Source organism: Rhodococcus sp. OK519 (genome assembly GCF_003051005.1).
Taxonomy (GTDB): Bacteria; Actinomycetota; Actinomycetes; order Mycobacteriales; family Mycobacteriaceae; genus Prescottella.
Genome location: NZ_QAOW01000019.1, coordinates 1 through 17,608, shown reverse-complemented (window position 1 = coordinate 17,608; position 17,608 = coordinate 1). Strand labels below are relative to the sequence as shown.

The following is a 17,608-nucleotide window of genomic DNA, read 5'->3' as shown; positions in this document are numbered from 1 at the left end:
AACGCCCGGTCTCATTCCGAACCCGGAAGCTAAGCCCTCCAGCGCCGATGGTACTGCACTCGACAGGGTGTGGGAGAGTAGGACACCGCCGAACACCTTTCAACCGAAGGCCCCCACCCGTCAGGGTGGGGGCCTTCGGCATTTCCGCATCTATTGCAATTGCTTCGGAATGCCGGCACGGTGCCGGCACCGCCGAACCCTTACGGGCGTTCGGCGTCGTCCGAATTACGCGCAATCCGCTGCAGCAGCCGGGCCAGGATCTCGCGCTCGGCGTCGTCGAGGCCGGTCAGCAGTTGGCGATCGCGGTCGACGCGTCTCGGAAACTCCTCGTCGACCATCGCGCGTCCGGCATCCGTCACCTTGAGTAGGACCACGCGTCCGTCCCGCTCGAAACGCTCGCGCTCCACCAGTCCCAACTTCACGAGGCGATCCGCATGCTTCGTTGTTGCGGCCCCGCTGACCATCGTCACCGCCGTCACTTCGCTGGCGCGCAGGGGGCGCCCGCTGCGGGCGAGGGCACACAGCACCTCGAACTCCGCGCGCGAGACACCGGAGGGGCCCAGGGCCCGATCGAGTCGGTGCAGTGCCTGGGAGCTGATCCGGGTGATTCGTCCGAGAACCTCGATAGGAGACGTGTCGATGTCCGGGTAGGTCGACGCCCATTCCTGACGGACCTTGTCGATGAAGTCGGGCTCGGGGCTGGCGGTCGGATCCACTTCCCCATCCTAGCCAGGGCGCCCGTTCACTTCATTAGTATTTTACTTGTGAAGTAGTACGCGTACACTGGTCGAAGTGACTGCACTCGAAACGCTGGACTCCTCAAGGCTCGACCACGCGCGGGGCGCGCTCGCGCACACCGTCGTGCCGAGTACGTGGCGCCGTGCGTTCGAGTTGCGTACGGCCGACGCGACGATTGCTCCCGCGCTCCGAGTCGGCCTTGCCTCTGCCGCGGTTTTCGTCGCCGGTGGTCTGCTCGGATACCGAGAACTTGCCGGCTTCGCAGCGCTGGGATCGCTTGCAGCGGCCTTCGGGCGCTACGAGCCGTACCCGCGACTGGCGGGCAAACTGGCGCTCGTGGGCGTTGCCCTGGTCTGCTTCGTGGCATTCGGGGGCGCGCTGGGCGCGGCGGCACTGCCGGCTGGGGTCCTCATCGGGATCCTGTCGCTCGCGGCCGGCATGGCGTCGGCGTACATGAATGCCTTCCAGCTGGTCGGGCCGGGCCCGGTGATCCTCATCTTCGCGGCCACCGGCGCCGCCGGCTACTCATCGTCGGCGGGTGACGTCGTCGCCGTGGCGTCGGCAGCCGCAGCAGGCGTCGTCGTCGGATGGGTCGCAGCGATGCTGCCCGGTCTCCTTCTTCCGCTGGGGCCTGCCCGGCTGGCTGCGGCTCGTGCGCTCGTAGTCGTCGGATCTCTCGAAAGAACAGGAGCCGAAGGGGTTCCGGCTGCACGATCAGCACTCGATCGTGCCCGTGAAGTTCTGGCGGCGAGCGGACACACGCGCGCACGGCGCGGTCACGGTCGGGATCTCGCGCTGCTGCTGGACGTGGCCGACGACGCGATCGACGTCTGGGTGGCCGACGGTGACCCCACCCTGATCCGCGACATCGCACAACACGAGCGCGAACTGCGCAGGGTGAAGCGATCCGGGTTCGTAGGCGGTGTGGGTGATCGGACCACTCCTCGTACGGAACTCCCGGCGCCTGCCCGGCTCCTGCGCGCGGCACGATCCAACCTCGGTTCCGCCGCGTTGCGGCACACCGCGATTCGGGTCACTCTCGCCTCCGCCGCGGCAGGCTGGATCGCTCTCGCGTGTGGGCTCGAGCACCCGTTGTGGGCGACGATGGGCGCCATCGCGGCGCTGCAGGGCCTCAGCTTCACCCACACCGTTCAGCGTGGAATTCAGCGTCTGATCGGCAATATCGGCGGCGCGGTGATCGCGGCCGGACTCATCGCCGCGTCGCTGGGATTCTGGCAGGCCGTCGTCGCGGTCGTCGTCCTGCAGACCGCCGCGGAACTGATGGTGCTCGTGAACTACGCCCTCACCACGCTTGCGGTCACCCCGATGGCACTGGTGCTGACAGGACTTACTTCACCGATTTCGCCCGAGGCGGGAATGACTCGAATCCTCGACACGCTCATCGGGGTCGTCATCGGCGTGCTCATCGCGGCGGTGACGATCAGCCGCACCGATCGTCACCACCTCGCCTGAATCAACCTGTGCGCGTGACGATCGCGAACGGTCCCACCTCATCGACGGTGAACCGCGGATCGTCGAACAGCGACTTGGGGAACGCGACGCTGTAGCGCCGGACGTTCGGGTCGTTCGGGTAGACGTCCTCCGCCAGGCGCAGTGTGTATCCGTCCGCGCTCTTACGGAAGACGAACACGTCCGGCGCCCGCCACGGCAGACCGTCGAGCGTCTGGATCAACTGGTCGGGGGTCTCGAGGTCGGTCCAGCTCTCGATCGCCTCGGAGCGCTCCCGGAACTGCGCCAGCGGGTTCGCGTAGTGCGACGTGAGCGCCTGGAACCCGTAATACGGGTAGTAGCTGAGGAGGCTCGTGTCGGAGGTCAGCACGACGGTGTCGTGGCGTTCACCCGGGCGTCGTTCCATGATGATGCGATCGATGTCGCCGTAGTACGAGGCGGCGCCCGGTGACCGCTGGTCGCCGCGGACACCGTCGCCGTCGGTGTCGGTGTAGGCGATGGTGATGTCGTTCGAGAGCACCTGGGGGATGTTCTGCGCGAACGCGATCAGGCCGGCGAGTCCGATCACGACGATCGACGCCTTCACTCGCGGATTCTCGCTCGTCGCCAGCACCAGCCAGCGGCCGAAGTCGAAGAGGCCGAACACTCCCGCGGTGCCGAGCAGCAGGATGAGCACCGGTTCGAGGCGGAACGACAGCAGGGTGCCGCCGATCACGGTGAACGCCATCGACATGAGCGACCACAGGTAGATCGCGATCACCCCGATGGCGAGCGCCTGCGCCCGGCGCGACGACGTCACCCGGAACACCAGCCAGATCGTGCCGAGCAGGCACAGCGCCCCGGCGAGCGATACCTGGAGCATCGGAAGCGGCAGGTGCGCACCGGCGTCGGGCAGGTAGTGCGTCGCGGTTCCGCTGTCGGAGGGAATGCCGTGAAGCGCCTCGAGCAGATAGGGCAACCAGACGGTGAGAGCGATTGCGACCGCGATCACCGCCATGACGGCCAGTCGCACGAGTGGATCCACAGCGCCGCGCCACGAACCTCGCGCACGGACGGCGAGCCCGGCCGCGACGAGAGCCATGAGGGTGACCGCGAACGCCGCCAGTCCCAGGTAGAGGGTGTAGAAGGCGGCGGCGATACCCAGGAAGGCTCCGGCCCCGACGACGGCGCCCCAGCCGTCGCGGGCCGTCTTTTCGGGCCGGTGCAGCCCGCCCCACGCGAGCACCAGCACCGGCGGGATGAGCACCGCGATGACCGCGCCGTACGGTTCGGCCGATCCGTAGGCGACCACGAGCGCGGCCGTCGCGAGCGCGACGACCACCGCGCGGTCGGTGCGAATCAGTTTGGTCCACAACACCAGAGCGAGGACGGCGGCGACGGCGATCGAACCGATTGCGTACGGCTTGAAGACCTCCCACCCGTCCATGCCGAGCAGATTCGCGACGCGTCCACCGATCCAGAACCAGCCGGCCGGGTAGTAGGGCGGCAGATCCGCGTAGGTCATGTCGTGCAGGGCCGCGGAATCGGTGAGGCGCGTGAGGTATTCGGTGCGGAACTCCTGATCGACCGAAATGCCGTGCAGATACAGCTTGGTCGCACTCAACGGCATCCCGAGCGTCACCGTCACGAACCCGGACAGCCCGGCCCACGACAACACCGTCGCCGCGCGCATCCACCGTCGGGCACGGAAAAGGACGACACACAACGCAAGTACGGCGATCGTGACGACCTGCCCCACTGTCGTGACGGCCTGCGTGACGTTGGACGACGGAAACGCAGGCCACGACACCCGACCGAAGGCGAACAGTCCCACCGCGGCGACGATCGCGGCCACGAGGGCCCCGAGGATCATCTCGACGACGGTTCCACCGGCCAGTCGGGCAGGGGCGACTCGCGGCGCTGCGAGGGGATTTGCACCTGATTGCGACACGGCCCGAGCTTACTTGGGTGGGATCTCCGAACCGGGTTTCAGTAGGTTCGAGGGATGAGTGACGAGTACGCGCAGACACCGCAGTGGTTCCGTGAGGCACTGGCGGCTCCGGTGGAGACCGGGAAGGTGGCTGTCGACGGCGCCGACATCCGGTTCCGGGCATGGGGTGACCCGGGCCTGCCGGGGCTCGTCCTGGTGCACGGCGGCGCGGCCCACTCCCGGTGGTGGGACCACATCGGTCCGCAGCTCGCAGGCGATCGGCGCGTCGTCGCGCTCGACATGAGTGGCCACGGAGACAGCGACACCCGCGAGCACTACTCGCTCGATCTGTGGGCGAACGAGGTGGCGGCGGTGGCGGCGGCGTCGGGCATCGAGGGGCGACCGGTGGTGGTGGGCCACAGCATGGGCGGCATCGTGGCGTTCGTGGCCGCGCATCTGCACGGTGACCGGTTGGCCGGGGTGCAGATCATCGACTCGCCGATCCGTCAGCGCACTCCCGAGGAGGAGGCGGCCCGCCGAAAGGCCGCGTTCGGGCCCAAGAAGGTCTACCCGACGAGGGAAGAGGCCCTCGCCCGCTTCCGGTTCGTGCCGCCGCAGGACGCCGCGGTGCCGTGCGTGCGCGAGCACATCGCCGAGACGTCGCTCATGTCCGTCGAGGGTGGTTGGTCGTGGAAGTTCGATCCCACGATGTTCACTCGCTCGGGTGGCGACACGCTGGCCGTCGCCCAGCCGCGTTGCCCGATCGCCTACTTCCGTGCGCAGCACGGCATCGTCTCCGACGAGTTGATGGCGCAGATGCGGGAGCGGTTCGGGCGGTCCGCCATCGTCACCGAGATCCCCGACGCGGGCCACCACACGATGATCGACCAGCCCCTCGCGCTGGTCACCGGCATTCGCACCGTGCTCGCCGCCTGGGCTGCCTCGTCCTGACCGCGTTTTGCGCACTTGTCGTCGGAGTCCGGTCGTCGTGGGCGCGAGAAGTGCGCAAAACGCGGGGTCAGGGGGCGGGTTCGGTGCGGGTGACGGCACGAGTGAGCGCGGCCGCCGAGAACTGAGCGAACTCGTCGGAGTCGAGGTATGACGCCCAGTTGTTGACGATGCTGGCGGCGACGCCCTGCATGCCGGACAGCAGAAAGGGCAGTACCGCGGTCTCCCCACGCAGTACGCGCCCCTCCTTCGCTGCAGCCTCGGTGACGGCTTCGAGGACCGCCTCGTCGTAGCGGGTGCCGGAATCATGAACTGCGCGAAGCGATTCACGCTCCATGTCCGCGGCACCTTCGGCGTCGCGCCACACCTGGGACATGCGCCCGAGGCGTCCCCACCGCCGTGCGGACTCGTCGATGATCGCGGCGACCAGTGCCGTCACGCCGCGGTCCCGAGGGAGTGCGGCGACGGCCTTGGTCGACTCGACGATGTTCTCGTCGAGGAGGGCCATGAAGATGTCCTGCTTGTCCGCGAAGTACTGGTAGATGAGTCCGGTACTCGTTCCGGCGCGCTTCGCGACCGACCGGATCGTCAGCGCGGAGTACCCGCCCTCGTCCAATAGCGCCGCCGCAGCATCGAGCGTCCGGCGTCGCCGGGCTCCCGCGTCGCCGTAGATCGATCCTCCGCTCGATTCACCCACCGCAACACCGTAGCCGTGCTCCCGTTCCGCCACCAAGAATGAACAATGTTCGTTTTGGGATTGAACATGGTTCATTCTGTGGCTACAGTCACTCTCATGACCACTCGCGCCGCAACCTCGACCACTTCCGACGCCGCCGCCGAGGCGGGACCGGATGCTCCTGCGGCCGTCGAAATCGCAACGAAGGCAGGACAACTGCTGCTCGGACTGCGGGAGCAGTTGAGTTTCCCGGGTGCCGATCCGGTGAAGATCAAATCCGTCGGAGACCGGCTGAGTCATGAGTACATCTCCGGTGCGCTGCGGGAGCGGTTCCCAGACGATGCGGTGCTGTCGGAGGAAGGCGCGGACGACCAGGCGCGGCTCGAGGCGGATCGGGTGTGGATCGTCGACCCGCTCGACGGCACTCGGGAGTTCGGGGAAGCCGACCGCGCCGACTGGGCCGTCCATGTCGCCCTGGTCGAACGCGGCGTGCTCACCGTTGGTGCGGTCGCGATGCCGGCTGCGGAGATCACCTACTCGACTCTGGATGTACCTCGCGTCCAGCCGCAACTGCGGAGCGCGCCCCGGGTTGTCGTCAGCCGCACTCGGCGTCCGGAACCGGTGATGGCATTGGCCGCTGCTCTCGACGCCGAACTGATCGAGATGGGTTCGGCGGGAGCGAAGGCGATGGCGGTGGTGCGCGGCGACGTCGACATCTACGCCCACGCGGGGGGTCAGTACGAGTGGGATTCGGCAGCCCCGGTCGCCGTGGCCCGTGCTGCCGGACTTCATGTTTCACGCATAGACGGTTCCGAACTCGTCTACAACCAGGCGAACCCTTGGTTGCCCGATCTGTTGATCTGTCGCCCCGAATGGGCAGACAAAGCACTGGAGGTACTTGCACGATGACACGTGCGCTGACCCACCTCGAGAGACTCGAGGCCGAGAGCATCCACATCATGCGAGAGGCAGTGGCGGGGAGCGAGAATCCCGTGATGCTGTACTCGGTCGGCAAGGACAGTGCGGTGATGCTGCACCTTGCCCGCAAGGCGTTCTACCCGTCCCGGCTGCCGTTCCCGTTGCTGCACGTCGACACGACGTGGAAGTTCCGCGAGATGTACAAGCTGCGCGACGAGTCCGCTGCCGCAGGTGATTTCGATCTACTGGTACACAAGAACCCCGAGTGCGTGGAGAAGGGGATCAACCCGTTCACGCACGGGTCCGCGGCTCACACCGACATGTGGAAGACCGAGGGCCTCAAGCAAGCCCTCGACCTCCACAAGTTCGACACCGCATTCGGTGGCGCGCGCCGCGACGAGGAGAAGTCCCGTGCGAAGGAACGCGTCTTCTCGGTGCGCTCGGCGGAACACCGGTGGGACCCGAAGCGGCAGCGCCCGGAGTTGTGGCACATGTACAACGTCCGTAAGTCGCCCGGAGAGACGCTGCGGGTGTTCCCGCTGTCGAACTGGACCGAACTCGACGTCTGGGAGTACATCCGGCAGGAGCAGATTCCGATCGTGCCGCTGTACTTCGCGGCCGAGCGTCCGGTCGTCGAGCGAGACGGCACGTTGATCATGGTCGACGACGATCGAATGCCGTTGCGCCCCGGCGAAGTTCCCGAACTCAAGAGCGTGCGCTTCCGCACACTCGGGTGCTATCCGCTCACCGGCGCGGTCGAGTCCACGGCCGCGACCCTCACCGATGTCATCCAGGAAATGCTGCTCACCACCACCTCCGAACGGCAGGGACGGGTGATCGACCACGACAGCAGCGCCTCGATGGAGAAGAAGAAGCAGGAAGGGTACTTCTGATGGCCCACGCGTCCAACCTGATCGCCGACGACATCGAGCAGTACCTCGAACGCCACGCGACCAAGTCCATGCTGCGCTTCATCACGTGCGGCAGCGTCGACGACGGTAAGAGCACTCTGATCGGCCGGCTGCTGTACGAGTCGAAGCTGGTTTTCGAGGACCAGCTCAGCGCCCTCGAAAGCGACTCGAAGAAGGTCGGTACCCAGGGCGAGGGTCTCGACTTCGCGCTGCTCGTCGACGGCCTGGCCGCCGAGCGCGAGCAGGGCATCACGATCGATGTCGCATACCGGTACTTCACCACCGAGCGGCGCAAGTTCGTCGTCGCCGACACTCCGGGGCACGAGCAGTACACACGCAACATGGTGACGGGTGCCTCGACAGCGGATCTCGCGGTGATTCTCGTCGATGCGCGCAAGGGCGTGCTCACGCAGACCCGGCGGCACTCGTACCTCGTCTCGCTGCTCGGCATCCGGCACGTGGTCCTCGCCGTCAACAAGCTCGATCTCGTCGACTACTCACAGGAGGTGTTCGAGGGGATCGTCGGCGACTATGCGGCGTTCGCCGCCGAGATCGGACTCGACCAGGTTGTCCCGATCCCCATGTCCGCGTACATGGGTGACAACCTCACCGATCACAGCCCGAACACGCCGTGGTACCAGGGCCCGACACTGATCGAGCACCTCGAGACGGTGGAGATCGAGGACGCGCTGCAGACGGCGCCCTTCCGGATGCCCGTGCAATGGGTGAACCGGCCGGACCTCGACTTCCGCGGTTTCTCGGGCCAGATCCTGAGTGGAGTCGTGCGTCCCGGGGACCGCGTTCGCGCGCTGCCGAGCGGCCGCGAATCCACCGTGGAACGGATCGTGACGATGGACGGCGACCTCGACGAAGCCGTTGCCGGCCGATCGGTCACCATCACCCTCGCCGACGAGATCGACGTCAGCCGCGGCGACGTCCTCGCCAGGGCGGACGCCCTCCCATGCGTCGCCGACCAGTTCGAGGCGCAACTGGTGTGGATGGGTGAGCACGACATGCTGCCCGAGCGTCCGTACGTGTGCCAGATCGGCACGATGACCGTCCAGGCGCGGATCACCCGGCCCAAGTACAAGGTCAACGTCAACACGCTCGAGCAGACCGCGACCAACACGCTGGCTCTCAACGAGATCGGCGTCTGCAACATCAGCTTCGACCGGCCGGTGCCGTTCGATCCCTATGTCGAAAACCGCGACACCGGCGGCTTCATCCTCATCGACCGCCTGACCAACACCACTGTCGGTGCCGGCATGATCGCGCACTCGTTGCGCCGATCGGACAACATCCACTGGCAAGCCGTCGACGTCGACGACGAGGCCCGATCGCTGCTCAAAGGCCATCGACCACAGATCATCTGGTTCACGGGACTCTCGGGCTCGGGAAAGTCGACCATCGCCAACGAGCTCGAGCGACGGTTGTACGCCCTCGGGTGCCACACCTATCTTCTCGACGGTGACAACGTCCGACACGGGCTGGGGCGGGACCTGGGGTTCACCGAGGCCGACCGCGTGGAGAACATCCGCCGGGTCACGGAGGTGGCACGACTGATGGCCGACGCCGGGCTGATCGTCCTCGCGTCGTTCATCTCACCGTTCCGTGCCGAGCGCGATGCCGCTCGTGAGTTGATCGGGCCGGACCGCTTCTGCGAGGTGTTCGTCGACACCCCGATCGAGGTGGCCGAGCAGCGGGACCCCAAGGGGCTCTACCGAAAGGCGCGTAGCGGCGAATTGGCCAACTTCACGGGCGTCGACTCGCCGTACGAGGCCCCCCCGTCGCCGGAGATCCGGATCGACACCACCGACATCTCGCCGGAGCAGGCCGCCGATCGAATCGTCGAGCTGCTCCGTCAGCGCGGCATCATCACCTGAGAGCTTGTCCTGCAGAAAGAGTTCCGCCGATCGTCAAACCGAGACATGAAGGAGTGATTCTTGCCGAATCGAAGTGAAATCTGCACAACCGTGGAGTCTTACATCGAACACCTGGGCAATCACGACGTCGACAAGCTCGTCGGCCTGTTCGCTGAGGGGGCGGTTCAGCACGAGCCCCTCGGCGCGCAAAGCTACCGGGGCCTCGACGAGATCCGGGCCTTCGACGAGAAGTGCGCCCAGGTGCCGTTCTCGGTGTCGTTGCTGTCACCCATCACCGTGACGGGCCGGTTCGCGGCCATGCAGGTCCGCGTCCACCGCGACGGCATACCGGACTTCGCCGCCACAGATCTCTTCGAGTTCGACGAGAACTGCAAGATCGTCTCGCTCAGTGTGGTTCTGGATCCGGAGGCGCGGGTATGACCGCGGAGACGACGGCGCCCGCCGTCCGGGCCGCGCTCCCGATGCTCGAGGACAAAGTTGTCGTGGTGTCGGGAGTCGGACCCGGACTGGGACGTGCGATCGCGGTGCGTAGCGCGATGGCCGGCGCCAAGGTCGTCCTGGCTGCCCGAACCGAGGCCCGTTTGGCTGCGGTGGCGGACGAGGTCCGGGAACTGGGCGGGGTCGCCCTCACCGTGCCTACGGATCTCACGAACGGCGACTCGGTGTCCGCGCTGGCGGACGCCGCGCTCGCCGAGTTCGGCAGGGTCGATGCACTCGTCAACAATGCCTTCGTGCAACCGCCGCACGAGCGGCTGCTGGACGCGGCCTTCGACTCCGTCCGTCAGGGCATGGACATCAATCTGCTGGCGGCGCTCGACCTGACGCGCAAGCTCGCGCCCGCACTGATCGAGTCGCAGGGCTCGGTCGTGATGATCAACTCGGTGGTGCTGCGTAACCAGCTCCCGAGCATGGGGGCCTACCGCATCATGAAGTCCGGTCTGCTCGCACTGGCCCGCGGCCTCTCGGTGGAGTTGGGTCCCCTCGGCGTCCGCGTGAATTCGGTGGCGCCGGGATACATCTGGGCGGATTCCGTGAAGAAGATGTTCGAGAAGCAGGCAGCGGCCCGGGGCGTTCCGTTCCAGCAGGTCTACGACGAGGTGGCGGTGGACACCGACCTGCGCCGGCTGCCCGAACCCGACGACATCGCCGACACCGTGGTGTTCCTGGCCTCGGACTTCGCGCGGGCCGTCGCCGGCCAGTGCGTCGACGTCAACTGCGGGCACACGCATCACTGACCTACCAACGACAAGGAAACATCGATGACACAGCAGATCGACGGTGTCGGCTCGATCGAGGAGCTGCACGCCGAGGCCCGGCAGGCGACCGGATACGACGACTTCGGCAGCGACGAATACCTCGAGGGCCTGCGGGTCCTGCTGGATTCGTTCGAACGGGAGGCCGACCTGACGCCGCACGGGAAGATCATCGCGCGCAAGATGATCGTCGGAGCGCTCGCCGGCCGTGCGATCAGCGAGGCTGCGTTCGCGCGGCACCCCGAGCACGTGGACGTTCCGATCGAACGCCCGATCTTCATGTGCGGTCTGACCCGCACCGGCACCACCGCGCTGCATCGCCTCCTCAGCGCAGACCCTGCCAACCAGGGTGTCGAGATGTGGCTGGCCGAGGCGCCGCAGCCCCGTCCCGCCCGTGAAAGCTGGTCCGAGAACCCCGATTTCCTGCGGTGCGACGCCTTCTACCGGGCGCGTCAGGCGAACGAGGCAGACCTGATGAAGGTGCACTTCATGGGTGCCGAGGAGGTCGAGGAATGCTGGCGACTGCTCCAGCAGACGATGCTGTCGACCTCGTTCGACACCATCGCGTACGTGCCGTCGTACACGGACTGGCTGGCGAAGCAGGACTGGACCGACACCTATGCCCGGTACAAGAAGAACCTGCAGCTGATCGGTATGAACGATCGTGATCGCCGCTGGGTGCTCAAGAGCCCGAGCCACGTCTTCGCGATCGACGACATCTTGAAGGTCTTCCCGGATGCGCTGTTCGTTCGCACCTTCCGCGACCAGCACACCTCCATGGCGTCGACCTTCAGCCTCGCGGAGCAGGGCGGGCACGGCATGTCGAAGGCCTTCGACCGCAAGACCATCGGGCGGACCCAGTTGGATCTGTGGGCGCGCGGGAACGCGAATTTCCATGAGGCCCGGGCTCGCCACAACCCCGAGCAGTTCATCGACATCGACTACCGGGACTTCGTGGCCGACCCGATCGGGACGGCCGAGAAGGTCTACACCCAGTTCGCCATGCCGTTCTCCGACGAGGCGCGCCGCGCGATCACCGATGCCCACGAGGCCAGCCTCGCCGACCACCGGCGGCCGTCGCACAAGTACTCGCTCGAGGATTTCGGCGTCACCGCAGCCGAGGTCGATGCCAAGTTCGCCACCCTCTGACCGATTGCCACAGATAGGAATTCACGATGAACGCCACTTGGGAGAAGTTCTGCAACGACCTGCTCGACGTCGGGGAGATCTTGTCGGACCCGATCGTGCCGCAGGATCCGCTGACGCAGGCCGAGGGGGTGCGCTACCTCTCACGCCTGCTGCGCTACTCGACGATCAACTGCGTCGAGTACACCGATCCGCGCTGGCCCCAGTTCACCTCGGCGCCGAACCCGAACATGATGACGAAGATCGGCGCCGACAACCCGGACAACGTCTACATGCGCGCCAACATCTCCGGCAAGTACACGTATCGGATCACGGGCACCCGCGGCACGGTGCCGCTCGTGACGTTCGGGTCGCGGATCAATCGGTACCACATCGACGGCACCATGCTGCAGACCGGTGACCTGCACATTCACGACCTCGAGGTCGACGAGCACGGTCGTTTCGAATTCATCGCGAGCGCGGAGAAGCCGGCGGACGGCACCGCTTGGCTGCCGATGGATCCGGAGAGCAACCTCATCTCGGTCCGGCAGACGTACAAGGACCGCCGCAACGAGGTGATCGCCGAACTCTCCATCGAGTGCCTGAACCCCGACGGCGAGTTCGTCCCGCTGAGCCCCGAGGAGATCGGCCAGCGACTGGACAAGGCCATCGGCATGTTCCGCGGCACCGCCGGCACCTTCCTCGAGTGGTCGCGTAAGTTCATGCCGCACGCCAACGAGATCTTCGACTGGGGCCAGGACTACTTCCAGAACGCCGGTGGCGACCCGACGATCTTCTACTTCCACGGCTACTGGAAGCTGGCCGAGGACGAGGCGTGGGTGATCGAGACCGAGATCCCCAACTGCGAGTACTACAACTTCGTGCTGCAGAACTTCTGGGTGGAGTCCCTCGACTACCAGCGCGCGAACATCTACATCAACAACCACACCGCGAAGCTCAACGACGACGGGACGCTCACGATCGTCGTCGCGGCCAAGGATCCCGGCTACGGAAACTGGATCAGCACCGACGGCCACACCGAGGGCACGTGGGCGATGCGTTGGATCAAGGCGGACTCGCATCCGATTCCGACGGCGAAGGTTGTCAAGATCTGAGCCACTCGGCTTTTCGCACGGTCCTTCCGCGGCATCCGCTGCGGGAGGACCGTGCCGATGCGTCGACCCATCCGATATCGGAGGACACCGTGCACTACCCGGCCTTCCCGCCCTCTCGACTGCTGTGGGGCGGCATCACCGCGCTCGCTGTTCTGCTCGCCGGATGTTCGTCCGGCGACTCCGGTGCCGCGACTGACGGCGCGCCCCAGCGGCAGTCAGGTTTCGTCGGCGAACAGGCAGATGACGCCCGACCCGCCCCCGGCGGCTCGCTGACTTTCGGATCCTATTCGCTCCCAACGGTGCTCGATCCCGCGCGGACACAGTCCGCGGGGTCTACGGGCGGCACCGAGATGGCGGCTGTATACGACACTCTCGTCCGTCACGACTTCGAAAGTCACGAGTTCGTACCGCAACTGGCGGAGTCGCTCGACAGCACCGACGACCGCGAGACCTACACCGTGACACTGCGCCCCGGCACCCGGTTCAGCGACGGCAATGTCCTCGACGCCCGCGCGGTCAAGTGGAGCATCGAGCGGTTCGTTGCGGCGAAAGCCGATGCCTCCCAGACGTGGACGAACATCGTCGACAGTATCGACACGCCGGACGATCGAACCGTCGTCTTCGAGTTGAAGCGGCCCTGGGGCGATTTTCCAGTACTCCTCAGCACGGGAGCGGGAATGATCGTCGGTGCAGGTTCGGAGAAGGACGGCACGTTCTCGCCAGTGGGGGCCGGGCCGTTCACGGTGACGAAGTTCGCGCCACGCGAAGAGTTGCTGCTCACCGCGCGAGCCGACTACGTCGGCGGAAAGCCGCTTCTGGACACGCTGCGGTTCGTGCCGACGGCGGGAGCGCAGGCCCAGTACGAGTCCATGCGAAGCGGCCAGTTCGACATGACGTATATCCTTCGCGACGAGCAGGTCATCAGCCGGGCGCTCGGTGACGGATACGCCGGCTTCCTCAGCCCGACCGGGCAGAACGGCATCGGCGTCATCAACAGCAGACCCGAGCGGCCGGGCTCCGACGTCCGAGTGCGACAGGCCATTGCCTACGGTGTCGACCCCGAGGCGATCAACCAGCGCGCCAATGCCGGACTTGGTACGGCCAGTTCGGAACTCGTGCCCGAGGGATCCCGATGGCACAACGGCACGGAGGGAATCCCGGCCGATCCCGACCGGGCCCGACAGCTTCTCGACGAGGCGAAGGCGGACGGGTTCGACGGTCACATCTCGTACCTGTCGACTCACGATCCGAGCCAGCAGGCGACGGCGCTCACCGTGCAGGCGGCACTCCAGGCGATCGGGTTCGATGTCACCGTCGACTACGCGACCGATACGACCGATCTCGTTCGGAAGGTCTACCGGGACCACGACTTCGATCTCACCCGAGGGGGCGCGCCGATCGGTGACGAGGCGCCGTTCCTCAACCTCTACGGAAGCATGGGTAGCGACTCTCGCAACAACGCCACCGGATTCGCCGATCCCGACATGGATCGTCTGCTTCTCGAAGTGCAGACGGCGCCGACCGACGATGACAAACGGGAGGCGATCAGCAACGTCCAGCGGTACGCGAACGAGACCGTGCCCTATGTTCTCTGGGGACCGGCACCGGTCCTGACCGCGTGGGAGCCGACGGTGCACGGCGTCAAGCGCACCGTCACCGACATCATCCTGTTCGACACGGCCTGGAAGTCCGCGGCCTGACGTTGTGTCGCACGCGAACGAGACCTTCGGGGGTGAGGCGGTGCCCTCCGGGGGTGGGTGAAGTTGCATCCTCGGGTGTCTGGTTGCGGCGGCGGTGAGGCCGGATATTGGTAGTAGTCCACCTGGACCCGACACCGATCAGAAGGACCGCACATGATCTCTCGAACCGTAAAGACCCTCGCTGCTTCGCTTCTCGTCGCCGGCGGCGTGCTCGGCGCGCAGGCCGCAGTGGCCCACGCCGACATCCGTACCGCCCCCGACGGAACCCAGACCACCGTGTGCGTCTACGACGGCAAGGACTACAGCGTCGGCAGCAAGGTCTACCACCCGGACGGCACCTACCAGACCTGCAAGAGCGACGGCACGTGGCTGCGCGTCAAGTCGGGTACCGGTAACGACATGCGGGCCGTCCCCGCTCAGCCCCGCTCGGCGATGTAGGACCCAGGTACCTCGGAATACGAAGCGGCCCGCCACAGTGCACTGTGGCGGGCCGCTTCGTGATGCCGTACCTAGATGGGCAGCTTGCGGAAGATCGCGCGCGGGACGTGCCGCAGCGCCATCATCACGAAACGCCACGGACCCGGGGTCCAGACGATTTCCTTGCCTTTGTCGGACGCTGCCACCGCGAGCGCGGCGACGTCCTCCTTGTTCACCGTCAGCGGCGCTTCCTTGACGTGCGCGCTGAACTTGGTGCGAACCATGCCCGGACGCACGACGGTGACCTTGGGGCCGAACGGTGCCAGCGCCTCGCCGAGACCGAGGTAGAAGCCGTCGAGGCCGGCCTTGGTGGAGCCGTAGACGAAGTTGGCGCGCTTGACGCGCTCGCCGGCCACCGACGACATCGCGACGATGCGTCCGAAGCCCTGCGCCTTCATCTTCTCGCCGAGCAGGACGCCCACCGAGACGGACGCGGTGTAGTTGACGTTCGCGACCAGCACGGCCTTGCGCTGGTTCTGCCACAGTTCCTCGGCATCGCCATCGAGGGCGAACGCGACGATCGCGACGTCCACGTCGCCCTTGGAAAAGGCCTCGTCGATCACCTTGGGGTGACCGTCGGTGTCGAGTGCGTCGAAGTCGATCAGGTCGACCTGCGTCGCACCCGCCGCCTTCATCTGCGCGACGGCGGCGTCACGGCCCGGATCGTTCGGCAGCGCAGCGAGAATCACGCGCAGGGGTGACTTCTTCAGGTACTCCTCGCAGATCGCCAGACCGATCTCTGACGTACCACCGAGGAGCAGTACGGTCTGGGGATTGCCGACGGCGTTGATCACTGCAGTTCCAACCTTCTGGACATGTCGGAGGCGAAAACGCCTGTGGGGTCGACGGATCGGCGGACCTTGATCCACTCGCCGATGCGCGGGTACATGGCATGGAACGTCTCGGCCGTGGTCCGCGAGTCCTTCGCGGTGTACAGGCGGCCGCCGAACTCGAGCACGCGCTTGTCGAGTTCGGTGACGAACTCGTTCAGCCCCGGCTTGATCCGGAAGTCGACGCAGATGTTCCAGCCGGCCATCGGGAAGCTGAGCGGCGCCTTGTTGCCCTCGCCGAACAGCTTGAACACGTTGAGGAACGAGTGATGGCCGGACGACTGGATGTCGCGGATGATCTGCTTGAACTCGCCCACGGCCTCCGGCGGCACCACGAACTGGTACTGCAGGAATCCGTTGGAGCCATAGGCGCGGTTCCACTCACCGAACATGTCGAGCGGGTGGTAGAACTGCGTCAGATTCTGGACCTTGCCGCGGTAGTTACCCGCCTTGCGGAACCAGACCTCGCCGATCGCCGAGAAGTTGAACTTGTTGGCCAGGCCGTTCGGGAACACGTCCGGAAACGTCAGCAGGGTCGGCGCGTCGAACTTCAGCGGATTCTTCTGCAGCTTCGTCGGCAGCTGATCCAGCTTGGCGAGGCTGCCCCGCGAGATCGCGGCGCGACCCAGCCTGGGCTCGGGCGCGATGGCGTCGAACCAGGCGCTCGAGTAGTCGTAGTCGGCCTCGCTGCCGTCGCTGTGCAGCGCGATGGTCTCGTCGAGTGTGTGGGTGACGTCGCCGTCGGCGATGAAGTACGCCGTCTCGGTCGGCGTCATCTCGATGGTCGCCTTGAGGATGATGCCCGTGAGGCCCATGCCGCCGACCGTGGCCCAGAACAGCTTCGCGTTCCTGCCGGCCGGGGTGAGGGTGCGGATCTGGCCGTCCGCAGTGAGCAGATCCATCGAGCGCACATGATTACCGAAGCTGCCGGCGCTGTGATGGTTCTTGCCGTGGATGTCGGACGCGATCGCGCCGCCGATGGTGACCTGGCGGGTGCCCGGCAGCACCGGAACCCACAGGCCGAACGGCAGTGCGGCGCGCATCAGCTGATCCAGGTTCACACCGGCGTCCACCGTCACCAGACGGCTGTTGGAGTCGATGTTGTGGATCCGCTTCAGCGCGTTCATGTCGATGACGAGTCCGCCGGCATTCTGCGCCGGGTCACCGTACGAGCGGCCCATGCCGCGCGCGATGACGCCGCGTCGCAGGTGCGACGGCTTCGACTCGTTCTGCTCCGCCACCTGGGCGACCGCCTTGGCGATCACCTCGACGTCGGGCGTGGACAGCACCTGTGCGGTGGTGGGCGCGGTGCGCCCCCAGCCGGTGAGGGTGCGGGTCTGCGTGGGGAGCGGCTCGTGAGCCGTCTCTTCTGCTGTCTCGGACATCGGGTACGAGGTTACCTGGCGGTAGAGCGTGCACCCCGGCACGAGTGTGCCGATCCACAACTTCTGTACCCGCATTTTGCGCACTTATCGCGAGGTTCCGGGGTCCGGAACCGCGACAAGTGCGCAAAACGCGGGGGGAGGGGAGGGCCAGATCAGACGGATCAGACGGATCAGACGGATCAGGCGGGGACGATGAGTCCGGCGGTCTGGGTGCGTGCCTTGGTGAAGCGGTCGGTGACGTCGTTCCAGTTGACGATGTTCCAGAAGGCG

General features: G+C 66.3%; 16 protein-coding genes, 1 rRNA gene and 1 pseudogene. 12 read left to right on the top strand and 6 right to left on the bottom strand.

What is annotated here, in order from left to right; all coding sequences use genetic code 11:
* Nucleotides 1-94: ribosomal RNA gene (rrf, locus tag C8K36_RS24090) — 5S ribosomal RNA — on the top strand; the annotation flags it as partial.
* 106 nt (nucleotides 95-200) lie between these two features.
* On the opposite strand, the gene C8K36_RS24085 is transcribed toward rrf, so the two are convergent.
* Nucleotides 201-716 (bottom strand): MarR family winged helix-turn-helix transcriptional regulator, encoded by a 516-nt coding sequence (locus C8K36_RS24085; RefSeq protein ID WP_107987548.1) that lies wholly within the window; start codon nucleotides 714-716, stop codon nucleotides 201-203.
* Between the two features lie 76 nt (nucleotides 717-792).
* Between C8K36_RS24085 and C8K36_RS24080 the strand changes: the two genes are divergently transcribed.
* Nucleotides 793-2,211 carry an FUSC family protein gene (locus tag C8K36_RS24080; protein ID WP_107987547.1) on the top strand — a complete coding sequence of 473 codons (1,419 nt, stop codon included), beginning with the start codon at nucleotides 793-795 and terminating at the stop codon, nucleotides 2,209-2,211.
* Nucleotide 2,212: 1 nt separating this feature from the next.
* Here C8K36_RS24080 and C8K36_RS24075 read toward each other — a convergent pair whose 3' ends face one another.
* The gene (locus C8K36_RS24075; RefSeq protein WP_107987546.1) at nucleotides 2,213-4,060 is read right to left on the bottom strand and encodes a galactan 5-O-arabinofuranosyltransferase; all 1,848 of its coding nucleotides are present in this window, start codon (nucleotides 4,058-4,060) and stop codon (nucleotides 2,213-2,215) included.
* A 132-nt stretch (nucleotides 4,061-4,192) separates the two neighbouring features.
* Here C8K36_RS24075 and C8K36_RS24070 point away from each other — a divergent pair, with 132 nt between their 5' ends.
* Nucleotides 4,193-5,068 carry an alpha/beta fold hydrolase gene (locus C8K36_RS24070; protein ID WP_107987545.1) on the top strand — a complete coding sequence of 292 codons (876 nt, stop codon included), beginning with the start codon at nucleotides 4,193-4,195 and terminating at the stop codon, nucleotides 5,066-5,068.
* Nucleotides 5,069-5,135: 67 nt separating this feature from the next.
* On the opposite strand, the gene C8K36_RS24065 is transcribed toward C8K36_RS24070, so the two are convergent.
* Nucleotides 5,136-5,762, bottom strand: coding sequence for a TetR/AcrR family transcriptional regulator (locus tag C8K36_RS24065; RefSeq protein WP_107987551.1), 627 nt, complete (start codon nucleotides 5,760-5,762; stop codon nucleotides 5,136-5,138).
* 96 nt (nucleotides 5,763-5,858) lie between these two features.
* Between C8K36_RS24065 and C8K36_RS24060 the strand changes: the two genes are divergently transcribed.
* The 9 genes from C8K36_RS24060 (at nucleotide 5,859) to C8K36_RS24020 (ending at nucleotide 15,084) form a co-directional block, all read left to right on the top strand.
* Nucleotides 5,859-6,650, top strand: a complete 792-nt coding sequence (locus C8K36_RS24060) for a 3'(2'),5'-bisphosphate nucleotidase CysQ (RefSeq protein WP_107987544.1) — start codon at nucleotides 5,859-5,861, stop codon at nucleotides 6,648-6,650.
* The gene (gene cysD, locus C8K36_RS24055; protein WP_107987543.1) at nucleotides 6,647-7,552 is read left to right on the top strand and encodes a sulfate adenylyltransferase subunit CysD; all 906 of its coding nucleotides are present in this window, start codon (nucleotides 6,647-6,649) and stop codon (nucleotides 7,550-7,552) included. The genes C8K36_RS24060 and cysD overlap by 4 nt, the downstream gene beginning before the upstream one ends.
* Nucleotides 7,552-9,453, top strand: coding sequence for a sulfate adenylyltransferase subunit CysN (gene cysN / locus C8K36_RS24050; RefSeq protein ID WP_107987542.1), 1,902 nt, complete (start codon nucleotides 7,552-7,554; stop codon nucleotides 9,451-9,453). Before cysD ends, cysN begins: the two co-directional genes overlap by 1 nt.
* A gap of 90 nt (nucleotides 9,454-9,543) precedes the next feature.
* Nucleotides 9,544-9,873: a nuclear transport factor 2 family protein gene (locus C8K36_RS24045; protein ID WP_258195581.1), complete on the top strand. Its 330-nt coding sequence runs from the start codon at nucleotides 9,544-9,546 to the stop codon at nucleotides 9,871-9,873.
* Entirely contained in the window at nucleotides 9,870-10,688 is an 819-nt protein-coding gene (locus tag C8K36_RS24040; RefSeq protein ID WP_219910046.1) for an SDR family oxidoreductase, read from the top strand. Before C8K36_RS24045 ends, C8K36_RS24040 begins: the two co-directional genes overlap by 4 nt.
* Nucleotides 10,689-10,712: 24 nt before the next feature.
* Nucleotides 10,713-11,855, top strand: a complete 1,143-nt coding sequence (locus tag C8K36_RS24035) for a sulfotransferase family protein (RefSeq protein WP_107987540.1) — start codon at nucleotides 10,713-10,715, stop codon at nucleotides 11,853-11,855.
* Between the two features lie 26 nt (nucleotides 11,856-11,881).
* Entirely contained in the window at nucleotides 11,882-12,946 is a 1,065-nt protein-coding gene (locus C8K36_RS24030; protein ID WP_107987539.1) for a DUF1214 domain-containing protein, read from the top strand.
* Between the two features lie 89 nt (nucleotides 12,947-13,035).
* Nucleotides 13,036-14,646, top strand: coding sequence for an ABC transporter substrate-binding protein (locus C8K36_RS24025; RefSeq protein WP_107987538.1), 1,611 nt, complete (start codon nucleotides 13,036-13,038; stop codon nucleotides 14,644-14,646).
* A 153-nt stretch (nucleotides 14,647-14,799) separates the two neighbouring features.
* The gene (locus tag C8K36_RS24020) at nucleotides 14,800-15,084 is read left to right on the top strand and encodes a hypothetical protein (protein WP_107987537.1); all 285 of its coding nucleotides are present in this window, start codon (nucleotides 14,800-14,802) and stop codon (nucleotides 15,082-15,084) included.
* A gap of 71 nt (nucleotides 15,085-15,155) precedes the next feature.
* Here C8K36_RS24020 and C8K36_RS24015 read toward each other — a convergent pair whose 3' ends face one another.
* The 3 genes and pseudogenes from C8K36_RS24015 to C8K36_RS25525 all read right to left on the bottom strand — a co-directional run.
* Nucleotides 15,156-15,917 (bottom strand): decaprenylphospho-beta-D-erythro-pentofuranosid-2-ulose 2-reductase, encoded by a 762-nt coding sequence (locus tag C8K36_RS24015; RefSeq protein WP_107987536.1) that lies wholly within the window; start codon nucleotides 15,915-15,917, stop codon nucleotides 15,156-15,158.
* Entirely contained in the window at nucleotides 15,914-17,338 is a 1,425-nt protein-coding gene (locus C8K36_RS24010) for an FAD-binding oxidoreductase (protein WP_107987549.1), read from the bottom strand. Before C8K36_RS24010 ends, C8K36_RS24015 begins: the two co-directional genes overlap by 4 nt.
* Nucleotides 17,339-17,517: 179 nt before the next feature.
* A pseudogene (locus tag C8K36_RS25525) lies at nucleotides 17,518-17,608 on the bottom strand (superoxide dismutase); the annotation flags it as partial.

Bases quoted from the DNA above. Each gene is read 5' to 3' on its own strand.
- C8K36_RS24075 (WP_107987546.1), bottom strand. From the start codon at position 4,060: ATGATCCTCGGGGCCCTCGTGGCCGCGATCGTCGCCGCGGTGGGACTG.
- C8K36_RS24070 (WP_107987545.1), top strand. From the start codon at position 4,193: ATGAGTGACGAGTACGCGCAGACACCGCAGTGGTTCCGTGAGGCACTG.
- C8K36_RS24060 (WP_107987544.1), top strand. From the start codon at position 5,859: ATGACCACTCGCGCCGCAACCTCGACCACTTCCGACGCCGCCGCCGAG.
- cysD (WP_107987543.1), top strand. From the start codon at position 6,647: ATGACACGTGCGCTGACCCACCTCGAGAGACTCGAGGCCGAGAGCATC.
- cysN (WP_107987542.1), top strand. From the start codon at position 7,552: ATGGCCCACGCGTCCAACCTGATCGCCGACGACATCGAGCAGTACCTC.
- C8K36_RS24040 (WP_219910046.1), top strand. From the start codon at position 9,870: ATGACCGCGGAGACGACGGCGCCCGCCGTCCGGGCCGCGCTCCCGATG.
- C8K36_RS24035 (WP_107987540.1), top strand. From the start codon at position 10,713: ATGACACAGCAGATCGACGGTGTCGGCTCGATCGAGGAGCTGCACGCC.
- C8K36_RS24030 (WP_107987539.1), top strand. From the start codon at position 11,882: ATGAACGCCACTTGGGAGAAGTTCTGCAACGACCTGCTCGACGTCGGG.
- C8K36_RS24020 (WP_107987537.1), top strand. From the start codon at position 14,800: ATGATCTCTCGAACCGTAAAGACCCTCGCTGCTTCGCTTCTCGTCGCC.
- C8K36_RS24010 (WP_107987549.1), bottom strand. From the start codon at position 17,338: ATGTCCGAGACAGCAGAAGAGACGGCTCACGAGCCGCTCCCCACGCAG.